The following is a 20966-nucleotide window of genomic DNA, read 5'->3' as shown; positions in this document are numbered from 1 at the left end:
GCGCTTTTGTTTATTCGAAACGATCCTACCTCGCAATTTCTCAACCTTCCGATAACCACATATTGTGCGTTAATGACGGTCAGTACTAAAATGACGTCAAAATCTAAATAAAACTATAATGATGACACGTCTATTTTCTAGGTTAACACTCGTTACTTTGCTGCTATCTCCCATGACTCTTGCGCAAGATGACCTTGCAAGTTGGGAACAAGCCTACAATCAAGTATTAGCATCCGATGAGCAGCGAGCGCTGGCAATGCTGCAGGATCGCTATAACGCTCTTTCTCCAAGCATTGAGAAGCTGTATGTCAGCTCAAAAATTCACGGATTCATGATCTTGCGTGGCCAGCCTTACCATGGAAATCAAATCCCTCATCAAGAGGAGTATTCTCGTCTTGAGCAAACATTCATTTCCGCTCTCAACAGTGAAGAGCACCTGAAGTTTGGAGCAGCGAAACAAGGCTACTTAACCCTTTTGCGCCATGCGATGGAAACCAACAATCTCAATGGCAAAATACTGTTTGAGTATCACCTATGTCGCTCACTCAATAGGCAGGGTCAGTTCCACAAAGCCGCACTCTATTGCTCTTCACTTAACACACATTTAGACGATAGCCGTCACTCTACACTACCGAAATATCTCGCGCTTCGCGTTATCGCAAACAACCAAGAGTATTTAGGGAATTATCAGAGCGCACTAAAGGCTTATCAAGAATATCTCGCCATCATACCGAGCCATGTCGATCCATCCGGTGTATATAATGATGCTTCTTTGCTACTCAAAAACCTTGGTAACCTACCACTGGCAAAAGAGTACGCCAATATCGCTTTAAAACTTCGTAGTGAATCAAAAAGCGAACTCCTTTTGGCGCAAACCCATCACAGCATGGGGGATATTTTACTTAGTGCGCAAGACTATGAATCAGCCATCCATCATTTCGAACAATCACGGCGCACGTTAGTAAAATACAACCATGTTTATGGGCTAACTTATGCGCTTTTGGGGCTAGGCAAAGCGAACATTGCATTGCAGAGTTACGATGTGGGCAACGCATTTTTACTTGAAGCATTGGAAAATGCCTCTATTCAAGGAAATGACCAAATCAGGGGCGATATCTACCTCACTCTTTCTGAAGCATACCAAAAACAATCCATGCACATTCGAGCTGAGGACTTCGCCAACAACGCCCTAAGCCTAGCGGATGCCATTGGCAGTGCTCCTCTCAAAGGGGACGCGCTGAAGAGCCTATCTGATATTGCCGAGGCGCAGGAACAGTATCAAAAAGCCTTGCAATATCACCAAGCTTACGTGACCGCTGAAATCAGTAAACGTGACAAACAGCATCAATCTGCCTACCTTGCTTTGGGGACTGCTCAAAGGGAATACATCCAGCAACTACAGCAGTCTGATCTGATGGAGAAAAACGAGCAACTCGCAGACGAACTTAGTGAATATAAGTCATTATTCCACATTTTTGCATCTGGCTGCGCTGCACTTATTGGCTTGTTGATCTTCTCTTCCTATTCGAGAAAGCGCGCGCTAAACGTTGCGGAGCTCGATGCGGTGACCGGAGCGAAAAACCGAGCATCGACCATACGTGATATTAAGCTGCTACCAAAAATCAGTGATTCTCGCTTAAAACATCTTGTAATCTTACTTGATTTGGATGATTTTAAGCAGATCAATGACCTGTATGGCCACCCAACTGGCGATAAAGCGCTAAGAAAGGTGGCAGAGGCGATCAAGAGTCAATGCACTGCCCGTGATCTGTTTGGTCGTTTAGGAGGGGAAGAGTTTGTCGTTGTGATGACAAAAGTTGATGAGCTCGATGTGGCCGACAGAGTTGAACAACTGCATAATTCAATATCGACGGCCTATTTCCAATCTGAGAGTCGCCAAAAGCTAAATGTTACTGCCAGTATGGCGTATCTGGCCACATCAAAGCCATTGTCTGACTTTGATGAGCTCTATTCGATCTTGGATCAAGCCTTGTATCAAGTGAAGCAAACGGGCAAGAACCGTACGATTGACGCGTTTAATGAGCCGATTTATCTTGAGAGCTCTGCTTACGCACCAGTTCAGACATAATCGCGTCTTTGTTGGATAGGTAATCATTGAGACCTGCTTTACGTAAATCACACGAAGGGCAATCTCCACAACCATCTCCCACAATGCCGTTGTAGCAAGTTAGAGTGCTTTCACGAACGAGCTGCAACGCGTCATACTGATCCGCCAGCGCCCATGTTTCTGCTTTATTCAACCACATGAGCGGCGTTTCAATATTAAACGCTCTATCCATGCCGAGAACCAGAGAATTGTTCATCGAACGGACAAACTCATCTCGGCAATCTGGGTAGCCAGAAAAGTCCGTTTCACAAACACCTGTAATCACGGCATCTGCACCAATTTGATAAGCATAGATACCCGCTAAAGTAAGAAACAGGATGTTGCGTCCTGGAACAAATGAGTTCGGCAATCCATTACCTTGCAACTCGTGTGAAACTGGGATGTCATCGCGAGTCAAAGAACTGATCGCAAGTTCATTGAGCAGACCCACATCCATTACTTTGTGCGCCTTCACACCCAGTTTGATTGCCAGTTGCTCTGCCACTTCAATTTCTAATTTATGACGTTGGCCATAATCAAAGGTAATGGCATGAACTTCATCAAACTCTTTTAGCGCTTTGACTAAACACGTGGTTGAGTCCTGACCACCACTAAACACGACGACTGCTTTTTTCATCTTGATTATCCTTTACGCGATGCTGAGATATTTATGAGTTTGAATGGATAAGCGCCAATTACGCTTTACACATACATCAATACAGAGCTGAGTGGCTCTTGGCTTCTGGCTGATCGGCTGCAATGCAACCACAGTGGTCTCTGGGACCTTAGCGCGCTCAAGCAGCTCATCAAGTTGATCGATGTCTTTTTGCGTTGCGACGGGATGCTTTATCTCATTGGCGCGAACAAGTGCGGAATCGAGAACTGGCAGCTTTCCTTTCATCGCCACCTTTGGTGACACTGTCACCCAAGTATTGTCTGTTGCTCGAACTTCAGAAGTACCACTGGTTTCAATTTGGCATTGGCAGCCAATCGCTTCGAAGGCTTCCGTAAGCGGTGTTAAGTCATAGATACAAGGCTCTCCGCCCGTAATCACGATATGCTTAGCGGTATACTCTTGATTACGGTACTCGTCTACGATGCCTTGCGCTGACGATTGGCACCAAGTTGGCGAGTCTTGTGTTTTTTTCATAATTTCAGAGAAACTTGTTTCATCTTGTGGTGTTGCATCCCACGTTTGCTTGGTATCACACCAAGCACATCCAACAGGGCATTCCTGAAGACGAACAAATACAGAAGGGACACCTGTAAAGACCCCTTCCCCCTGAATGGTTTCAAACATCTCGTTAACTTTATACAACTTACTCTCAGCCTAACTTAATCGCAAAATTTTGCAGGACGGAGACCTTAAATGACCTAGGTTAGAAGGTCAACCTCTTCATAAATTGATCATTACTTTACTAACCTTTATCCTGCGACTCTTTGATGTATTTATTTTAGGTAAGTTATGTATAAACTGATCGCACTTGATATGGATGGGACACTGTTAACCAGCGACAAAACCATCAGTAGTAAAACAAAAGACGCCATCGCAGCCGCTCGAAAACAAGGCGTAAAAGTCGTGTTGGCATCAGGAAGACCACTTGACGGAATGAAAGGCGCATTACGTGAATTGGGGCTAACTGAACAAGGCGAATTTGTTGTTTACTTCAACGGCTCTGTCGTGCAAGAAATCGGCTCTGGAAAAGTTATTCACCAAGCAACGATTGACGGTCGACAAGCTAAGCAGGTCGCTAAGCTCGCTGAGAGTTTAGGATTAGATTGCCACGCATTCTCTGTTGAACATGGTCTGATCACACCCAAACAAAACGAATACACAGATATCGAATCGACGATTAATGGAGTACCTGTAACAGAAATGGCCTTTGAAACTCTTACCGATGATCATCCAATCATCAAAGCGATGATCGTTGGCGAGCCGACCAAGCTCACTCGTGCAATAGAGCAAATCCCTGCCCATTTGCATAACGAGTTTACAATCGTACAAAGCGCGCCGTTTTTTCTCGAGTTTCTTAACCTAGATAGTAATAAAGGTGTCGGTGTCAGTGCTATTGCAGAGTTTCTCGGTATTAACCAAAGCGAAGTAATTTGTGTTGGGGATGCGGAAAACGATCACCATATGATTCAGTATGCGGGACTTGGCGTTGCAATGAGTAATGCCATGCCACAAACCAAGCAAATCGCCGATTACATAACCACCAGTAATAATGAAGATGGCGTTGCTAAAGTCATCGAAGAGTTTGTACTCAACTGATTAACCAAAAGGCAATAAATAGGATAAATTTTATTGCCTTTTATCCTTACGATAGAAATTTTTATTGTTAAAAATCATAACCTTAAACGACATACGCTAAAGGCATTGTTAGTATAAAGTCTGTTCCAATTGTTACAGGCTACTACTATGTTTTCCAATTTATCGATCAAAAAGAAGATTGTGTTACCACTCTCTCTTCTCATTTTACTTTTCAGCGTTAGCTCTATGCTTAATGTGCTGACATCGCAGCAGCAAGCGAAGATTTCCGATTCGATCCAACAACATTATCTACCCGCTTTGTTCACGATTGAAGATGCTTATCGCGATCTTTATCAAGCCACTTCCGCAGTGCAAGGTTTGGTGCTTGCGTCATCCAATGACGAAGTCGAGCATCACCTATTTGAATACAAAGACAACGCCTACAAAGCGCTACCAAGGATGAGACATGCCAACTCACTCATCGAGTTAGGCCTTCTGCCAAAATCAGCGGCGCGAGAAGTCGAGAAGCTCGTCTCCTTAGGCGAGGATTGGCTTGCAAGCTATGAGCAGTTCATTACTCTCCCTAAAGCGGACTGGTCACTTCAATATGATAGAAACAAAGAGACCTTTGAACAGCAGTTTATTGCCGTACGCAAACAGCTCAATGTCGTCAAAGACCTGATTGAAGAAGTACGTGCAAAAACACAAACAGAAAATACCTTAGCCCAACAAAAAGCAGAACTGACTTTGGAGATCGGCACGCTACTGGTGATCATACTCGCGGTAGTCACCTGCTGGCTGCTGATTCGAGTCATCGTTAAACCGATTGAGAACATCACCAGTGCGATGCGAGAGATTTCATCAGGTGACGGCGATTTAAGCCAACGCATTATCAGCCAATCTAATGATGAGATCGGTCAACTTGGCGAAGCGTTTAACCTCTTCGCAACTAAGATTCAAACCACAATCCAACAAGTTGTTGAAACCACAGCGTCCATTCGTAGCGAGATGCTTCATTTAGCAAGCGTTGCTCAGTCGATTTCTGAATCGACCAATCAGCAGCAGCAGGAAAGCGAACTCGTTGCTGCTGCGGTCAATGAAATGCAGGCAACAAGCCTTTCTGTCAGTGATAATGCGACAGATGCTGCTGGAGCAAGCAGCAACGCGGTAGATGAAGTTCAAAGTACGAACCAAGTATTGGAGTCAACGGTTATCTCTATCCAAGGGCTGGCTGATGACGTAGACAACGCCAGTTCAGTGATTCACACACTTGATCAAGATGTGGCAAACATCGCATCAATACTTGATGTCATATGTGGAATTGCAGAACAAACGAACTTGCTCGCATTGAATGCTGCGATCGAAGCGGCGCGTGCGGGTGAACAAGGAAGAGGCTTCGCTGTTGTTGCTGATGAAGTACGCTCTCTAGCAAGCCGCACACAGCAAAGTACTGGTCAAATTCAGGCAATGATTGAACGACTTCAGACCGGTGCAGAACAAGCTGTAAAAGTGATGCAAGCAAGTAAAGCAAGCAGTGAAGAGACCATCGCTTCAGCAAGTAGCGCTACTCACTCGCTCCATGAGATTCTGTCTGCAATCAGTAGAATGAATGAGATGAATGCTCAGATTGCTGCGGCAGCAGCGCAACAAAATGCCGTCAGTGAAGATCTCAATGCAAACATCCAGAAAATTGCCCACAACAGCAATAGCATGGTGACAACGGTTGACACTGCTGAGCGCTCATTGGATTCACTCGGGGCGCAATGCCAACGCTTAGATGAGCTGGTTTCTCAGTTTAAGTGTTAATTGAACAAGAGCAGGCTGCACTACGCAGCCTGTTTGAACTTCCCGACAGCGAAAACAAACATCAGAATTAACACTGGGTATCTTGCTGCCTCGACGCTTAATGCGAGCATAGTGTTAAAGGAGAGCATGCTCGCCGCAAGTGAGATAACCACGTTGACCGCCAAAAGAGCGAAGATCAACAAATAGACTGTCCTACTCTGTCTGGCGCCCTCTCCCTCTTTCAAGCCAAAAATCAATGCCAACACCGTGACGATAATCGCCAACCAATAGACGACAATTGGACTTGGCCAGAATAGCCCCATCACAGTACATATTCCAAGAAGCATAAACCAAACTACTTTCGAAGAAAGTAACTCAATAGCGTTGACTTCCTGTTTGCCTTCCAAGCGAATGATATGCCAAGCGCACAAGAATCCGAGCAAAGCACCACTTACGATATCGATCATAAACGCAGAGCCGGTGTAGAACTTAGCCATCCCTAACCAAACCATCAACACGGCAAAACCTAACGATGTCGGATTCAAAGAGAGCTTCTTCTCTTCGTTCAGTATGAGAACGCCAATACAAAGCCAAATCGCGGCTGGCGTGCTTGGAAAACTGTAACCGTAGGTCTGCACCAACTCAACGGCTGGGAGATACACGTGCGGCCTCGGAAACGCAAAGCCTTGCTGGGCGACAAGACTCATCAGAGAGGTCACCGTGACAGCAAAAAAGATCTTATAGGTAAACGCTCTGCCATATCGCAAAAAGACCAACGGCAACAAAATGATCAGCAGGAAGGGCTCTGACAGCATATTGCCACTCATGATGACGCCACGCACCATCTCCTTGATACTCTCTGGCAAAGACAATACAAGGTGTTGGAATTTAAGCATCCAAGCTAATTCAATCTGGTTAAAGCCGGGGGCTGCCTCAACCAAGTTCCCCACATACACAACCGACTGATCCGTCGCCTTCTTGGTTAACTGCGATACCCACTCCATTTGTGCCGGATAGCGGTAATCGCTCGCAGGAATATTGTCTGGGTTAACAAGCATTGCTGAGGCGATCTCGACGCCATAATGGGGAGCAAACCATATTGGCAGCTCATAGCCATCGTAGATATTGTTGAACTGGAAAGACACAATGTCAGATTCAGACACACAGTCATAAAAAACCGCATCTTTAGTGCGACCTAACACGCCGTCAATCTTTACAACCAGACCTGTCTCTTCCCATGTTTCACGTTGAGCCGCGATCGCGGGATCTTCGCCAGGCTCAACTCGACCTGCGGGGAGGGAGAGTTTTTTGGTAATGATCTCGTGTACCATCACGAGTTTGTTGTCAGCGCGAATGATACACGCCGCGCCTTTTACGTTGCCCACTTCGCTCTGCGCATACGACGAGAACGCCATAACGCTTAAAATAATTAAAAAAAAGTAACTCAGCCCGTTGAAACGATTATTCATTCTAGTTTTATCTTCCTAAGGGTTTTCGAAGCCAATTGATGTGGTTTACAAAACCCAGTTCTTGGTAAAGTCTGTTCGCAGGGCGATTGAAATCCCAGACCTCTACAAACATCTCTCTCACCCCATACTCCTCAAATCGCTTCTCAATGGTTTGGCACAGCGCCCGTGCAACGCCATTTTGACGGTGCGGCTGCACAACATACAGCTCATCAATACTGCCCATTTGAACGGGCTTGCTGACTGTTGATACCAATTCACAAAAGTGACCTGTGATAAATCCAACGATGTTCGCCTCCTGAACAGCGACAAACACAAGGCATTCTGGATTATCAAGGTAACGCGCAATGCTCTTTTCTTGCTCAATATCGTCTGCAGTTTTGAAAAACTCGGGAGATTGCTGATGATGCTCATCATGAAGCAGATACATAAGCTCGTTGAGTTGTTCGAGGTCGTTTTGATTGGCAGCTCTTATTGATAGGCGTTGCATAGATATTTTTGAGAAGCGAATAAAGTGACAGTGTGAGCATTTATCAGAAAATTATCAACAAAAATGCCCTCTGATGCGAGAGGGCACGGTTGAAATCGGAGTCTATTCTCGTTTATGACGCTCGACTTGGATTTAATAAATCTCCGCCGGATTATGAGAAATGTACCGCCTCAATCTTGTTGCCATCCAAATCTTTTACGTAAGCCGCATAATAGGTGTCGCCATATTCCGGTCTTAACCCTGGCTTTCCCTGACACTGCGCACCGAGCTCGATGGCGCTTTGATAGAAAGCGTCGACCGACTCTCGACTTGGCGCATTGAACGCAACATGAGTACCGCAGCCATGTGTTGCTTGTTGACTATCACAAGGTGTACCGATCCAGAACTCAAACTGTTCTCCGTAAGCTGCGGCCACACCTTCAATCGTATGTGCTCGATGCACACCCAAGGTTTTGAGTATCGAATCATAAAACGTAATCGCACGCTCTACGTGATTAGTACCCAATGAAATATGATTCAATATCATTTCTACTGCCCTTCCTAATGACCTATTTTGTATGCAAACTGCTCAATCGCCATGATGCCTATTTTTGACCATGTTCCAACTCTTGGATGGCAATGTTGCGATTCAAATCTTCCTCGCACTTGCCTACAAACGTCTAAAGTGGTTCAGAATCAGCGATCGATGAGTGAGAACGAGGTATTGCAAGTGTTCAGTGTAGAAATCTATCTCATATATACCGAATGGATTAATCTCAAGGTAGGATGAAGTGAGCTCTTCAGAGAGAACTTCCACTCGTTGATATTGAATATTTTTATAGTTCAGCGCCCACTCCACTCGTTGCGAGCTATTGGAGCCACGGGCGCTGTATATGGTTATATGACTATGATTCACTGTGCAGCGCTTTAGATATTTCATCCAAGCTGGTTGGATCATCGATTGTTGAAGGAACCGTGTATTGCTCTCCATCTGCAATTTGGCGAATGGTACGACGCAGAATTTTACCCGAGCGTGTTTTGGGTAACCGTTCGACTACAAGTGCATGTTTGAAACAGGCTACCGCGCCGATCTCGTCACGCACTTTTCCAACAAGCTCTCCCTCAAGCTGAAGATCGTCCACTTTCACGCCATCTTTCAAGACCACAAACCCAAGTGGAAGCTGCCCTTTTAGCTCATCGTGAACGCCAACAACCGCACACTCAGCAATCGCAGGGTGGCCACCAACAATCTCTTCCATCTCTCCGGTTGACAGACGATGGCCAGCGACATTAATCACATCATCAATCCGCCCCATAATGAACAGATAACCATCATCATCAAGATAACCACCGTCACCTGACACGTAATAACCCGGGAACTGGCTTAGATAACCTGATTCAAATCGGTCGTGGTTACGCCACACTGTCGGCAAGCAACTTGGTGGTAATGGGCGTTTAAGAGCCACAAAGCCTTGTTGGTTCGGCGCGCAAGCTTCACCTAACTCATTGAGAATTTCCACTTGGTATCCAGGAATGGGTTTGGTTGCCGAACCTGCTTTGACAGGCATAGATTCAATCCCTGTTGGATTTCCTGCGATAGCCCAACCTGTCTCGGTTTGCCACCAGTGATCAACAACCGGCTTGTGCGACTTGGACTCTACCCACTCTAAGGTTGGTGGATCGAGTCGTTCGCCTGCCATAAAGATGGTTTTAAGTGCCGCTAGATCATACTGCTCAAGGAACTTACCCTCTGGATCTTCTTTCTTAATCGCACGAAAAGCCGTCGGCGCAGAAAAGAGCACGTCCACGTTGTATTCTTCACACACTCGCCAGAACGCGCCTGGATCAGGCGTTCTTACCGGTTTGCCCTCAAATAAAATGGTAGTGCAGCCATGAATCAACGGCGCATAAACAATATATGAGTGACCAACAACCCAACCGACATCCGATGCTGCCCAGAACACGCCATTTTGCGGCATGTTGTAGATAGCACTCATCGAATATTTCATTGCAACCGCATGGCCGCCATTGTCTCGAACAACACCTTTCGGTTTACCCGTGGTGCCAGAGGTATAGAGAATGTAAAGAGGGTCTGTCGAAAGCACTGGTACACAGGCATGAGGCAGCGCATTTTGATAGGCTTGCTGCCAGTCAATGTCGCGCTCACTTCCTAGCTCAGCTTGCAGTTGAGGACGCTGAAGGACAAACACATGTTCTGGTTTCCAGCGGCTGTCCATAATCGCTTTATCCACCATTGGCTTATAGGGGATCACTTTATTGACTTCGATACCGCAAGAGGCCGTCATGATGACTTTAGGCTCTGCGTCTTCGATACGTACCGCCAGCTCATTAGGGGCAAACCCGCCAAAGACAACAGAGTGAATCGCGCCCAATCGCGCGCAAGCCAACATCGCCATCGCCGCTTCAGGAATCATTGGCATATAGATAACCACGCGATCGCCTTTTTCGACACCTTGCGCTGCCAACATGCCGGCTATTTTCGCCACTTGATCGCGCATTTCATGGTAGCTGTATCGAATCTTCTGACCAGTAACCGGTGAATCATAGATTAACGCGGTATTGTCGCCCCGTCCTTGCTCACAATGGTAGTCCAGAGCCAACCAGCAGGTATTGAGCAAGCCATCTGGGAACCAGCGCTCGATACCATTTTCATCGGTGTTTAAGATGGTGCTCGGCTTCTCAAACCAGTCGATGTGTTGAGCTTGAGCTTGCCAAAACTGTTCCGGCTCGTTTTGCGCCCATTGATATTGTTGTTGATATGCAGACATATTGCTTCCTCCAGTATGTCCTGACATTGCACTTTTACAGCAAGTGAATTATTCAAAAATAGTGGAGGGAACACGCACAAAGCCCTCCATGATAATACGAGCACTTCGACTCATTATGGCTTTGTCGACCACCCAACCTGACTCAGTTTGTGTCGCAGCCGCCCCTACCTTCAACGTCCCCGAAGGATGTCCAAATGTCACACACTGCTTTTCTCCGCCCCCGGCAGCAAGGTTGACTACCGTACCAGGAACGCAGGCAGCGGATGCAATCGCAACGGCGGCCGTTCCCATCATCGCGTGATGTAGCTTGCCCATAGAAAGAGCACGAACCAACACGTCTACCTCACTTTTGTTCACTTGACTGCCGCTAGACGCTAGATAGGTTTTTGGCGGTGAAACAAACGCAATTTTAGGGGTATGTTGGCGACTTTCAGCTTCTTCGAGCGTACCAATCAAGCCCATTTTTAACGCGCCATGAGCTCGAATAGTTTCAAACTTAGCCAAGGCATCGACGTCATTGTTGATATCATCTTGAAGCTCGGTTCCGCTGTAACCAAGGGCTTCTGCATCAATAAAAATGGTCGGGATACCAGCGCTTATAAACGTAGCATTGAATGTCCCAATCCCCGGGACATCAAATTCATCGGTGATATGGCCAGTTGGAAACATACTGCCCTCGCCGTCCGCAGGTTTGACAAAGTCCACCTGAATTTCCGCTGCGGGAAAAGTCACGCCATCAAGTTCGAAGTCACCCGTTTCTTGAACCAACCCATTCACAATTGGCACATGAGCAATAATGGTTTTTTGGATGTTTACCTGCCAAATACGGATCTCAGCAATGCCATTGTCTGGCAGTCGCTCAGATTCAATAAGCCCCGCATGAATGGCAAATGGTCCGACAGCAGCAGACAGATTTCCGCAATTGCCACTCCAATCGACAAATGGCTTATCAATCGAAACCTGTCCGAACAGGTAATCCACATCATGGTCTGGCGTTGCACTCTTGCTGACGATCACCGTTTTACTGGTGCTTGAAGTTGCCCCGCCCATGCCATCAATCTGCTTCGCATAAGGGTCTGGGCTGCCTATCACGCGCAGCAACAGATCGTCTCTCTGTTTTCCGGGCTGTTGAGCCTCAATCGGCAGGTCAGCCAAGTTGAAAAAGACGCCTTTGCTCGTGCCGCCACGCATGTAGGTTGCTGGCACTTTGATTTGGCTTGGTGTCGATCTATTCATTTCGTCGCCTCCCAAACCGTTACTGAGCTAAAAAGTCTTGAGCAAAACGCTGTAAAACACCACCAGCCTGATACACAGAGACTTCATCTGCCGTGTCCAAACGGCATGTCACTGGCACATCGACACGCTCGCCGTTTGCGCGAGTAATTACCAACGCTAAATCGGTACCGGGTTGGATATCACCTAACACGTCGTAAGTTTCGCTGCCATCTAGTTCAAGCGTTTTACGGTTGACGCCCGATTTAAATTGCAGCGGTAGCACCCCCATGCCAACCAAATTGGTTCGGTGGATACGTTCAAACCCTTCGGCAACGATCGCTTCAACCCCTGCGAGTCTGACGCCTTTGGCTGCCCAGTCGCGCGATGAACCTTGTCCATAATCCGCTCCAGCAACAACGATCAGTGGCTGTTTGCGGTTCATGTAAGTTTCGATCGCTTCCCACATTCGGGTCACTTCGCCTTCCGGCTCGACTCGAGCAAGAGAGCCTTGCACCACTTCACCGTCCTGTTTCACCATCTCATTGAACAGTTTCGGGTTAGCAAACGTTGCGCGCTGCGCCGTTAAGTGATCGCCGCGATGCGTCGCGTACGAGTTAAAATCTTCTTCAGGGACGCCCATACTTGCTAGGTACTCACCCGCTGCGCTACTGGCTAAGATCGCGTTTGACGGAGAAAGGTGATCGGTAGTGATGTTGTCGCCTAATACCGCTAATGGTCGCATTCCAGATAAGGAGCGCTCACCCGCAAGCGCGCCTTCCCAATAAGGTGGACGGCGAATGTACGTACTCTTTGGACGCCAATCGTAAAGCGGGCTTTGACTGCGTTCACTTTCGTCTAGCTTAAACATCTGAATATAGACTTGCTTGAACTGTTCAGGCTTAACGTGCTTACCAACCACCGCATCGATCTCTTCGTCACTTGGCCAGAGGTCATTGAGATAGATGAGCTTGCCAGTAGCATCATGCCCAAGCGCATCGCGCTCAATATCAAATCGAATCGTGCCTGCCAACGCGTAGGCCACCACTAAAGGCGGAGAAGCTAAAAACGCTTGTTTGGCGTAAGGGTGGATTCGACCATCAAAGTTACGGTTGCCCGAAAGAACCGCAGTCGAGTACAGATCTCTGTCGATGATTTCTTGTTGAATTTTCGGGTCTAACGCGCCGCTCATACCGTTACAGGTTGTACAAGCGTAAGCAACAATACCGAAGCCTAGCTTCTCGAGTTCTGGCAACAAGCCAGCCTCTTCAAGATACAACCTGGCGACTTTTGAACCTGGGGCAAACGATGATTTGACCCAAGGTTTACGAACCAAACCAAGCTCATTGGCTTTTTTCGCCACTAAGCCCGCCGCCACAACATTGCGTGGGTTACTGGTGTTGGTGCATGAGGTAATGGCCGCGATGATCACCGCACCATCTGGCAGTTCGCCTTGTTTTTCTTGCCACTCACCAGAAATCCCACGTGCTTGTAGCTCTGACGTTGGTAAGCGACGATGAGGATTAGATGGCCCAGCCATGTTGCGGGTGACTGACGATAGGTCAAACTCAAGCACGCGTTCATACCGAGCACTTTCTAAATCATCGGCCCACAAACCAGTCTGTTTGGCGTATTGCTCAACAAGCGCGACTTGCTGTTCATCTCGCCCAGTGAGTTTTAAGTAGTTGATGGTTTGCTCATCAATGTAGAACATACCCGCCGTCGCACCATATTCCGGTGTCATATTGGAAATAGTCGCGCGGTCTCCAATAGTCAGGTCTCGAGCGCCCTCGCCATAAAATTCCAAGTAAGAGGAAACCACTCGCTCTTGGCGTAGGTGCTCAGTAATCGCCAAGACAATGTCTGTCGCGGTGATGCCCGGCTGGCGCTTTCCAGTTAAATGAACTCCGACAATATCCGGCAGCCTCATCATCGACGGGCGACCAAGCATGACGGTTTCCGCTTCTAGTCCACCAACACCGATAGCGATGACGCCGAGCGCATCAACATGAGGGGTGTGGCTATCTGTACCGACACAAGTGTCTGGATAAGCAATGCCCTGTTTGGCTTGAACGACGGGCGACATTTTCTCCAAGTTGATTTGGTGCATGATGCCGTTACCAGCTGGTATCACGCTGACATTTTCAAACGCGGTTTTACACCACTCAATAAAGTGAAAACGGTCTTCGTTGCGTCTTTCTTCTATCGCGCGGTTTTTCTCGAACGCGTCCGGTTCAAAGCCAGCATGCTCAACAGCGAGTGAATGATCGACGATCAGCTGCGTCTCGACCACAGGGTTCACTTTAGATGGGTCTCCGCCCTGCTCTGCAATCGCATCGCGCAGACCAGCCAAATCCACCAACGCGGTTTGACCTAAAATATCGTGGCACACGACTCGCGCTGGGTACCAAGGAAAATCAAGGTCACGCTTTCGCTCAATGAGTTGTTTAAGGCTATCTGTCAGTGACTCAGGGGCACAGCGACGAACCAATTGCTCAGCAAGCACTCGGGAAGTGTATGGCAAGGTGTCGTAAGCACCTGGGGAAATATCATTTACCGCTTCGCGCGCATCAAAATAATCGAGCAGCGTACCTTCAAGCGGCTTTCGGTATTGTGTGTTTATAGTCATGTGATGCTTCCAATGCAATGTGGGCGGCGCCTCTCTTATCGACTCTTGGATAAGAGAGGTCGCATCTGTCTTTAACGCTGGTCGATTGGCACCCAATCTTGATGATCTGGACCTGTGTAATCGGCACTTGGGCGGATAATTCGGTTGTTGGCACGTTGCTCATAGACGTGCGCAGCCCATCCGGTCAGTCGACTCATGACAAAAATTGGCGTAAACAACTTGGTTGGAATATCCATAAAGTGATACGCCGATGCGTGGAAGAAATCCGCATTACAGAATAATCCCTTTTCGCGCTTCATCACTGATTCCACCCGCTCTGAAACTGCGTAAAGGTGAGTATCGCCCACCGCTTGAGACAACTCTTTTGACCAACGTTTGATCAATGCATTGCGCGGGTCGCTTTCGCGGTAAATCGCATGACCAAAACCCATGATCTTATCTTTGTTGGCAAGCATCTTCATGATATTGGCTTCCGCCTCTTCTGGCGTCATCCAGTTTTCAATCATTTCCATTGCAGCTTCATTGGCGCCGCCGTGAAGAGGACCGCGCAAAGTCCCAATGGCCCCCGTCACACATGAGTGGATATCAGACAAGGTCGAGGCACATACGCGAGCGGCGAATGTTGACGCATTAAACTCATGCTCTGCGTATAAGATCAGCGAGCAGTGCATGACCTGTTTATGTAGCTCGCTCGGCGCTTTGTCCGTGAGCATTTTCAAGAAGTAACCACCTAGGCAGTCTTGCGATTGATCTTCGGTATCGATGCGAACACCGTCGTGGCTAAAGCGGTACCAGTAACAGATGATCGCTGGAAATAACGCTAGCATGCGTTCTGTGGCATCAAGTTGTTGCGAGAAGTCTTGCTCTTGCTCCAAATTACCCAGCACAGAACACCCTGTTCGCATCACATCCATTGGGTGTGCTTGCGCCGGAATCAGCTCCAATGCATCTTTCAGCGCTTGGGGTAGCCCTCTTAAGCTGAGCAAACGAGTCTTGTAGGCATCAAGCTCTTGTTGATTCGGTAAGTGGCCACGCAACAGTAAATGCGCTACTTCTTCAAACTGGGCGTTGTTAGCCAGATCGGTAATGTCATAACCTCGGTAGGTTAAACCTGTCCCCGTTTTTCCGACAGTACATAAAGCTGTGCTTCCAGCGCTTTGGCCACGCAGGCCTGCTCCACCTAGTTCATTAGGCATGATAGAACTCCTTTTCTGCCTGAGCTTACCCTCTTGGATGGGGTGATTTTTATCAGGCGTTTCACGTTGTTGGATTAAGTTATTAGCGTTTTCTTGGACTTCCGTTTGGGATTATTTTCCTTCGGAGAAAAGCTGGTCGAGCTTATCTTCGTAATCATGGTAGTTAAGGTGTTGGTATAGCTCTTTTCTTGTTTGCATCGAATCAAGTAAGGCTTCTTGGTTACCCACCTCGAGCAAATGCTTGTAGACCATCTCCGCCGCTTTGTTCATCGCTCGGAATGCACTCAGTGGGTAAAGCACCATATCAACATTGGATTTCGCCAGCTCTTCTCCGCCGTAAAGTGGCGTTTGACCAAATTCAGTGATGTTCGCCAAGATAGGCACATGCTTGCCCGTTGCTTCAGACAAGGCCGTCGCGAACTGCTGATATTGTTCAAGTTCGATCATTGCTTCTGGGAAAATCATGTCGGCGCCCGCTTCAACACACGCGATGGCTCGCTCAATGGCACTGTCCATCCCTTCTACTGCTAGTGCATCGGTTCGCGCCATAATCACAAAGCTTTCATCATTACGTGCATCAACCGCTGCTTTGACTCGATCCACCATCTCTTGTTGGCTAACAATGGCTTTATTGGGCCTGTGACCGCAGCGCTTTTGCGCCACTTGATCTTCCATATGCACCGCTGCAGCGCCTGCTTTTTCCATCGCTTTAATGGTACGAGCAATATTGAATGCGCCGCCAAAACCGGTGTCGATGTCGACAAGTAACGGTAAATCACACGCATTGGTGATTCGGTCTACATCAACCAGCACATCGTTTAGCGTTGTGATGCCGAGATCCGGCAAACCGTAAGACGCATTGGCAATACCACCACCAGAAAGATAGATCGCTTGATGACCTAGGTTCTTTGCCATCATGGCGCAGTAAGGGTTGATGGTGCCAACAATTTGCAGTGGATCATTTTGCTCTACAGCGAGTCTAAACTTCGCCCCCGGAGATAAACTCATGACGTTATCCTCTAGTCCGTTAGTATTTGTTGTTCAATTAACTTGCGACTGCCCGAAATATGGCGACGCATTAACATATCAGCGAGCTCCTCATCGCGATTGCGTATCGCTTGAAGAATAAATTTGTGTTCGTTTAGTGCCTCAACCGGTCTTGATTGAGCTCTTGGCGATTGGTAACGATACATTCTCAGCAAGTGATAAAGCTCATTGCATAGCAAACCGATAAGCTTGCTGTTTCGACTGGCTTTAATGATTCGATAGTGGAAATCAAAGTCGCCATGCTGGTGGAAATATGACGATCCCTCGACTTCTTCAATATGTCGGGAATGTGTCGACAATAAGGTTTCTAAACTGAGCAGTTCTTCTTGAGAGATATAACGAGCCGCCAATCGAGCCGCCATGCCTTCAAGTGCTTCTCGAACAGCGTACAGCTCAATCAATTTCTCTGGCGACAAGGTGATCACACGCGCCCCTACGTGGGGAATTCGCTCGATCAGCCCGAGTCCTTCCAAACGCATAATGGCTTCTCGAAGCGGCCCACGACTCACTTGGTAACGCTTTGCCAGCTCTGGCTCTGAGATCTTACTTCCGGGCTCGATGTCACCATTAACAATCGCCTCAACCAAGGATTCGGTAAGCGATTCAGACTTGGTGTTTTCTTTATCACCCGTGACCGATTTGTGGTGTGGTTTTAGCTCTACATTCATACTCAAACTCGACGAGACACTTTAGCAATGTGTCAACAATTTCTTAACTTGAATATAAAATAGACTATAAGATTGTCGACAATCAAGCAGATTGTCGACAATTTAGACTAAGGTCTTAGCCAACTTCCGCTATCCAGTTCAAGGTGAGCCTTGTAAATAGCCCAAGGTTCGATCGGTCAGTCTGCTTCCTACGCAACTTTTTGCTCCGTAAAGTACTTGCTGATGTCTACTTCGTCTATTTGCGCTTCAGGTAGGAATTGTTCGGCATAGTCTCGATACACGCCGCTTTCAAGAAACAGTTTAAACAAGTCCATATCGACGTGTTCATCAAGTGCCATTTTGTGCAAGATATCGACGGCGACACTGACGGGCTTAGCTTTCTTATATGGTCTATCAGCGGCAGTTAAGGCTTCAAATATATCGGCAATCACCAGAATGCGTTCAGGAATAGAGAGGTCCTCTGCCGATAGCTTACGCGGATAGCCTGTTCCTTTAAGGGTTTCATGGTGAGTAGAAGCATAACGCGGTACCTTGCTAAGCTCCGCAGGGAAAGGCAGCGCTTCGAGCATCTTAATGCCACTGATCATGTGTTCGTTAATTTTGAACCTATCTTCAGCGGTTAACGTGCCACGGCTTATGGACAAGTTATAAATCTCTCCTAAATTGTATTGATGCTCAGGAATATCGACATTGATGCCGAAGCTCGGGTCAAACACCAATGGTCTGATGCGTTTGATGACGTGCTCAGGTCGATCACTGAGTAAATTCTCTGTAACAGGAAGGCGAGTTTGACTCTCGGTCCGATTTAATTCTTCAAACGGTGACAAGCCCAGCCGATCATCAAAGTGCCGCTGCCAAGTTTGCGTGGCTATCTGCTTGATGCGCAGCACTTTTTCTTCACTCATAAACTCACCTCCTACATTCGCCGCCGCCACAAATTCGAAATCTTCTTGCAGCTGACGCTTGGTGTCACGCAGTTGCTCGAGCGCTTCATCCTTGTCCATAGATTGCGCTAATTGGCTCTGCAAAAAAGAGATTTCCGCATCGCGCCAGAGCACTTCAAAGCGCATTCGGACTTCATGAATTCGATTGTAATTCGCTTCCAGTTTGGTCCCTTTGTCGACAATATGCTCGGGAGTAGTGATCTTTCCACAGTCGTGTAGCCACGCTGCAATCTTAAACTCTCGGCGCTGATTATCGTTTTCAAAGCGGAAGGTTTTAAACTTGCCAGACGAGGCCTCTTCAGCAGCGTTTGCCAGCATCATGCCCAGTTCAGGCACACGATTACAGTGCCCTGCGGTGTAAGGAGATTTGTCATCTATCGCCTGCGCAATTAACTGAATAAAGGCGTCCACAAACGCTTGTTGCTGCTGTTCACGCTGTTTGATTTCATTTGCCATCTCTTGAATGGACTTTGATAGATGCCAAACTTCTTTAATCTGCGAGTCGATCAGCTCGACATGATCAAAGTCCCGCTGTTTTATCTTTTTCGTTTGCTGAGTGAGTTGACGAATAGGATTCACTATTGGTGAACCAAATATCCAGGATACTGGCAGTAGTGCCGCCATCACGAGCATGGTCACGCCAACCGTTGTATATAGTCGCTGATAGACTTCGGCCATCACTAATGCTTGAGGCACAACCACGGCTAAGTACTCAGATTGCTCGCCCGCTTGTCCGTTGAGCGCGCTGACGTACAAAAATGCTTGCTCTCCATCGAGTTCACGTTTTTGAATCCTGTTTTGTTTCGAACTTGATTGGCTCAATTCAAACAACTCATGATGGGGAACACGATTATCACGAACTTGCTGATACCATTTGTTGGTCAACTGTGCGTATTCAGCGGGCGTAATGCTCTGGAGCGCTTTGGAAAACAACGGAATAAGCTGACGATGTGGCGCGCTAACGGCAAGGTAAAACGGTATCTGAGTATCGTCAAAAAATGGATGCAAATGGATCGGTAAAGAGGTTGTTTTTTGCAGTTGCTCGAGTGCTTGCTGCGCATCGACCAAAACTGTAATTTCACCACTGACTAGCGCTTGCCGAGCATCTTGACTCTCTTCAAATTGAATGATGTTGGCATCCGGGACTACTCGTCTCAACTGCTTAGAAAAATCATGACCTGCCAACACACCAAACACCCGCTCCGGTTTACTCGGCAACTGCTCGGAGCACGTCGCCATCGCTAATGGCGTCTCAAACAGTTTCAATTGATAGGCGCCGGCAGAAAGGTCTGTCAATGAGTGGACAATATCCAGCTCGTCGCTCTCTAACTTATTCAGCAATGACTGGCTATCAAACCCATTCACAAACTCTAAAGTGATACCTAGTTTGGCAGCCATTAATTGCAACAAATCGATGGCGTAACCTTGTGGCTCACCTGCTTTCGCGTAGTCGTAAGGCCGCCAGTCAAGCTGATTGGAGGTAAGCAACGCGGGCGTCGCATCAATAAGGGCTTGTTCCTGTTCACTGAGTATAATCCGTGAAGTGTCGACTGACGTTTTGCTTGCCTGGATAACTCGATTGGACGCAATCACTTCACCCGACTGATGGAATACATACGCTTCAACACCTGATTCTTCCGGTAAGCCTAATGCCGCAGGTGTCAATTTGGAACTGATGGATGACAAGACAATATCGATGCCGATGACTGACTGCTTTGCACGGATCGAGTAGGTCTGCCCGGTAATCTTTAGATGCTTGAAGAGATAGGGCTCGGTCTTAAAAACTTGCTCAACACTGGCTCCCACATACCAAGGGCGTCGTGTGGGGAAATAATTGCTCGTTTCTGTGCGCTCTTGAGTCAACGTAAACGCATCCGAGAAATACAACGTCTGGCGAACTCGGTTTTGCTCTTGCCCTGATATCTTAATCACTACCCAACGATCTTGTGGTGCCGCTTCAATACGTTGCCGGACAATAGGCGATGACTCTAAATTGATGATTTGGTAAAAGTCATCTTGTTCGTTGCCAAAATAGATGCTGTAGAACAGTGGATTATCTTTAAGCACTTGCACCAATAAGGTACGGATTTCTTGTTCACTGAAGGTGTGGTTGAGCGTATTGGACACGCTGCTCAAGATTCGCGCACTACTTTTCGCATTCTGGTCAACCTGCTGAATGTATTCACTCACATCGCTCGTTGCCATGACAAGTTTATTAAGCACATGCTCTTCAGACATCTGTTTGGTAAACATGTACTGAAGCGCAATCGCAAACAGCGACGTCGCAATCGTCGCGATGATAAACAAGGTTCCGACCGTAAATCGTATCGAGAACTTCTTCTTTTTTTGTGTTAAGCCGACCAACTGCGAACCCTCCATGGCTTCCTAATCGAAACTGTGTTG

15 protein-coding genes and 1 pseudogene are annotated in these 20966 nt (G+C 47.4%); 3 read left to right on the top strand and 13 right to left on the bottom strand.

Annotation, left to right across the window (positions count from 1 at the left end; all coding sequences use genetic code 11):
• The first annotated feature begins 118 nt into the window (after positions 1-118).
• A complete protein-coding gene (locus U9J37_RS03950) occupies positions 119-2089 on the top strand; it encodes a diguanylate cyclase (RefSeq protein WP_322413903.1) in 1971 nt (656 codons plus the stop codon).
• Here U9J37_RS03950 and queC read toward each other — a convergent pair.
• Positions 2037-2744 (bottom strand): 7-cyano-7-deazaguanine synthase QueC, encoded by a 708-nt coding sequence (gene queC, locus U9J37_RS03945; protein ID WP_043886684.1) that lies wholly within the window; start codon positions 2742-2744, stop codon positions 2037-2039. The genes U9J37_RS03950 and queC overlap by 53 nt on opposite strands.
• Positions 2745-2756: 12 nt before the next feature.
• Positions 2757-3407, bottom strand: coding sequence for a 7-carboxy-7-deazaguanine synthase QueE (queE, locus tag U9J37_RS03940; RefSeq protein ID WP_005470618.1), 651 nt, complete (start codon positions 3405-3407; stop codon positions 2757-2759).
• Between the two features lie 165 nt (positions 3408-3572).
• Between queE and U9J37_RS03935 the strand changes: the two genes are divergently transcribed.
• Positions 3573-4379: a Cof-type HAD-IIB family hydrolase gene (locus tag U9J37_RS03935; protein ID WP_005470741.1), complete on the top strand. Its 807-nt coding sequence runs from the start codon at positions 3573-3575 to the stop codon at positions 4377-4379.
• A 147-nt stretch (positions 4380-4526) separates the two neighbouring features.
• The gene (locus U9J37_RS03930; protein WP_005470620.1) at positions 4527-6164 is read left to right on the top strand and encodes a methyl-accepting chemotaxis protein; all 1638 of its coding nucleotides are present in this window, start codon (positions 4527-4529) and stop codon (positions 6162-6164) included.
• A gap of 20 nt (positions 6165-6184) precedes the next feature.
• On the opposite strand, the gene U9J37_RS03925 is transcribed toward U9J37_RS03930, so the two are convergent.
• From U9J37_RS03925 to U9J37_RS03875, 11 genes and pseudogenes are all read right to left on the bottom strand, one after another.
• On the bottom strand, positions 6185-7612 hold the full coding sequence (locus tag U9J37_RS03925; protein WP_043886685.1) for an NUDIX domain-containing protein: 1428 nt from the start codon (positions 7610-7612) through the stop codon (positions 6185-6187).
• A 7-nt stretch (positions 7613-7619) separates the two neighbouring features.
• Entirely contained in the window at positions 7620-8099 is a 480-nt protein-coding gene (locus U9J37_RS03920; RefSeq protein ID WP_005470625.1) for a GNAT family N-acetyltransferase, read from the bottom strand.
• Positions 8100-8250: 151 nt separating this feature from the next.
• Positions 8251-8625, bottom strand: a complete 375-nt coding sequence (locus U9J37_RS03915; protein ID WP_005470760.1) for a VOC family protein — start codon at positions 8623-8625, stop codon at positions 8251-8253.
• Between the two features lie 213 nt (positions 8626-8838).
• Positions 8839-9018 (bottom strand): annotated as a pseudogene (locus U9J37_RS03910) (glutathione S-transferase N-terminal domain-containing protein); the annotation flags it as partial.
• Positions 8984-10867: a propionyl-CoA synthetase gene (locus U9J37_RS03905; RefSeq protein ID WP_005470764.1), complete on the bottom strand. Its 1884-nt coding sequence runs from the start codon at positions 10865-10867 to the stop codon at positions 8984-8986. The pseudogene U9J37_RS03910 and the gene U9J37_RS03905, both read right to left, overlap by 35 nt.
• A 48-nt stretch (positions 10868-10915) precedes the next feature.
• Positions 10916-12103 (bottom strand): 2-methylaconitate cis-trans isomerase PrpF, encoded by a 1188-nt coding sequence (gene prpF / locus U9J37_RS03900; RefSeq protein ID WP_005470667.1) that lies wholly within the window; start codon positions 12101-12103, stop codon positions 10916-10918.
• 19 nt (positions 12104-12122) lie between these two features.
• Positions 12123-14708 (bottom strand): Fe/S-dependent 2-methylisocitrate dehydratase AcnD, encoded by a 2586-nt coding sequence (gene acnD, locus U9J37_RS03895; RefSeq protein WP_005470842.1) that lies wholly within the window; start codon positions 14706-14708, stop codon positions 12123-12125.
• A gap of 71 nt (positions 14709-14779) precedes the next feature.
• Complete coding sequence (gene prpC / locus U9J37_RS03890) at positions 14780-15904, bottom strand: bifunctional 2-methylcitrate synthase/citrate synthase (protein ID WP_005470692.1); 1125 nt, start codon at positions 15902-15904, stop codon at positions 14780-14782.
• Positions 15905-16015: 111 nt separating this feature from the next.
• Positions 16016-16912, bottom strand: a complete 897-nt coding sequence (gene prpB, locus U9J37_RS03885; RefSeq protein WP_005470742.1) for a methylisocitrate lyase — start codon at positions 16910-16912, stop codon at positions 16016-16018.
• Between the two features lie 11 nt (positions 16913-16923).
• Complete coding sequence (locus U9J37_RS03880) at positions 16924-17619, bottom strand: GntR family transcriptional regulator (RefSeq protein WP_005470830.1); 696 nt, start codon at positions 17617-17619, stop codon at positions 16924-16926.
• 188 nt (positions 17620-17807) lie between these two features.
• Positions 17808-20942 (bottom strand): HD domain-containing phosphohydrolase, encoded by a 3135-nt coding sequence (locus tag U9J37_RS03875; RefSeq protein ID WP_005470850.1) that lies wholly within the window; start codon positions 20940-20942, stop codon positions 17808-17810.
• Positions 20943-20966 lie beyond the last annotated feature (24 nt).

It is taken from the genome of Vibrio sp. 16 (assembly GCF_963681195.1).
In the GTDB taxonomy this organism is placed as follows: Bacteria; Pseudomonadota; Gammaproteobacteria; order Enterobacterales; family Vibrionaceae; genus Vibrio; species Vibrio sinaloensis_D.
The sequence above is the reverse complement of the archived record's forward strand: the minus strand, read 5'-3'. Positions and strand labels throughout refer to the sequence as shown.

Excerpts from the sequence above, each read along its gene's own strand:
- U9J37_RS03920 (WP_005470625.1), bottom strand. The coding sequence starts at position 8,099 with ATGCAACGCCTATCAATAAGAGCTGCCAATCAAAACGACCTCGAACAA.
- prpF (WP_005470667.1), bottom strand. The coding sequence starts at position 12,103 with ATGAATAGATCGACACCAAGCCAAATCAAAGTGCCAGCAACCTACATG.
- U9J37_RS03935 (WP_005470741.1), top strand. The coding sequence starts at position 3,573 with ATGTATAAACTGATCGCACTTGATATGGATGGGACACTGTTAACCAGC.
- U9J37_RS03950 (WP_322413903.1), top strand. The coding sequence starts at position 119 with ATGATGACACGTCTATTTTCTAGGTTAACACTCGTTACTTTGCTGCTA.
- U9J37_RS03880 (WP_005470830.1), bottom strand. The coding sequence starts at position 17,619 with ATGAATGTAGAGCTAAAACCACACCACAAATCGGTCACGGGTGATAAA.
- acnD (WP_005470842.1), bottom strand. The coding sequence starts at position 14,708 with ATGACTATAAACACACAATACCGAAAGCCGCTTGAAGGTACGCTGCTC.
- prpC (WP_005470692.1), bottom strand. The coding sequence starts at position 15,904 with ATGCCTAATGAACTAGGTGGAGCAGGCCTGCGTGGCCAAAGCGCTGGA.
- queE (WP_005470618.1), bottom strand. The coding sequence starts at position 3,407 with ATGTTTGAAACCATTCAGGGGGAAGGGGTCTTTACAGGTGTCCCTTCT.
- U9J37_RS03925 (WP_043886685.1), bottom strand. The coding sequence starts at position 7,612 with ATGAATAATCGTTTCAACGGGCTGAGTTACTTTTTTTTAATTATTTTA.
- U9J37_RS03915 (WP_005470760.1), bottom strand. The coding sequence starts at position 8,625 with ATGATATTGAATCATATTTCATTGGGTACTAATCACGTAGAGCGTGCG.
- queC (WP_043886684.1), bottom strand. The coding sequence starts at position 2,744 with ATGAAAAAAGCAGTCGTCGTGTTTAGTGGTGGTCAGGACTCAACCACG.
- U9J37_RS03930 (WP_005470620.1), top strand. The coding sequence starts at position 4,527 with ATGTTTTCCAATTTATCGATCAAAAAGAAGATTGTGTTACCACTCTCT.
- U9J37_RS03905 (WP_005470764.1), bottom strand. The coding sequence starts at position 10,867 with ATGTCTGCATATCAACAACAATATCAATGGGCGCAAAACGAGCCGGAA.
- U9J37_RS03875 (WP_005470850.1), bottom strand. The coding sequence starts at position 20,942 with ATGGAGGGTTCGCAGTTGGTCGGCTTAACACAAAAAAAGAAGAAGTTC.
- prpB (WP_005470742.1), bottom strand. The coding sequence starts at position 16,912 with ATGAGTTTATCTCCGGGGGCGAAGTTTAGACTCGCTGTAGAGCAAAAT.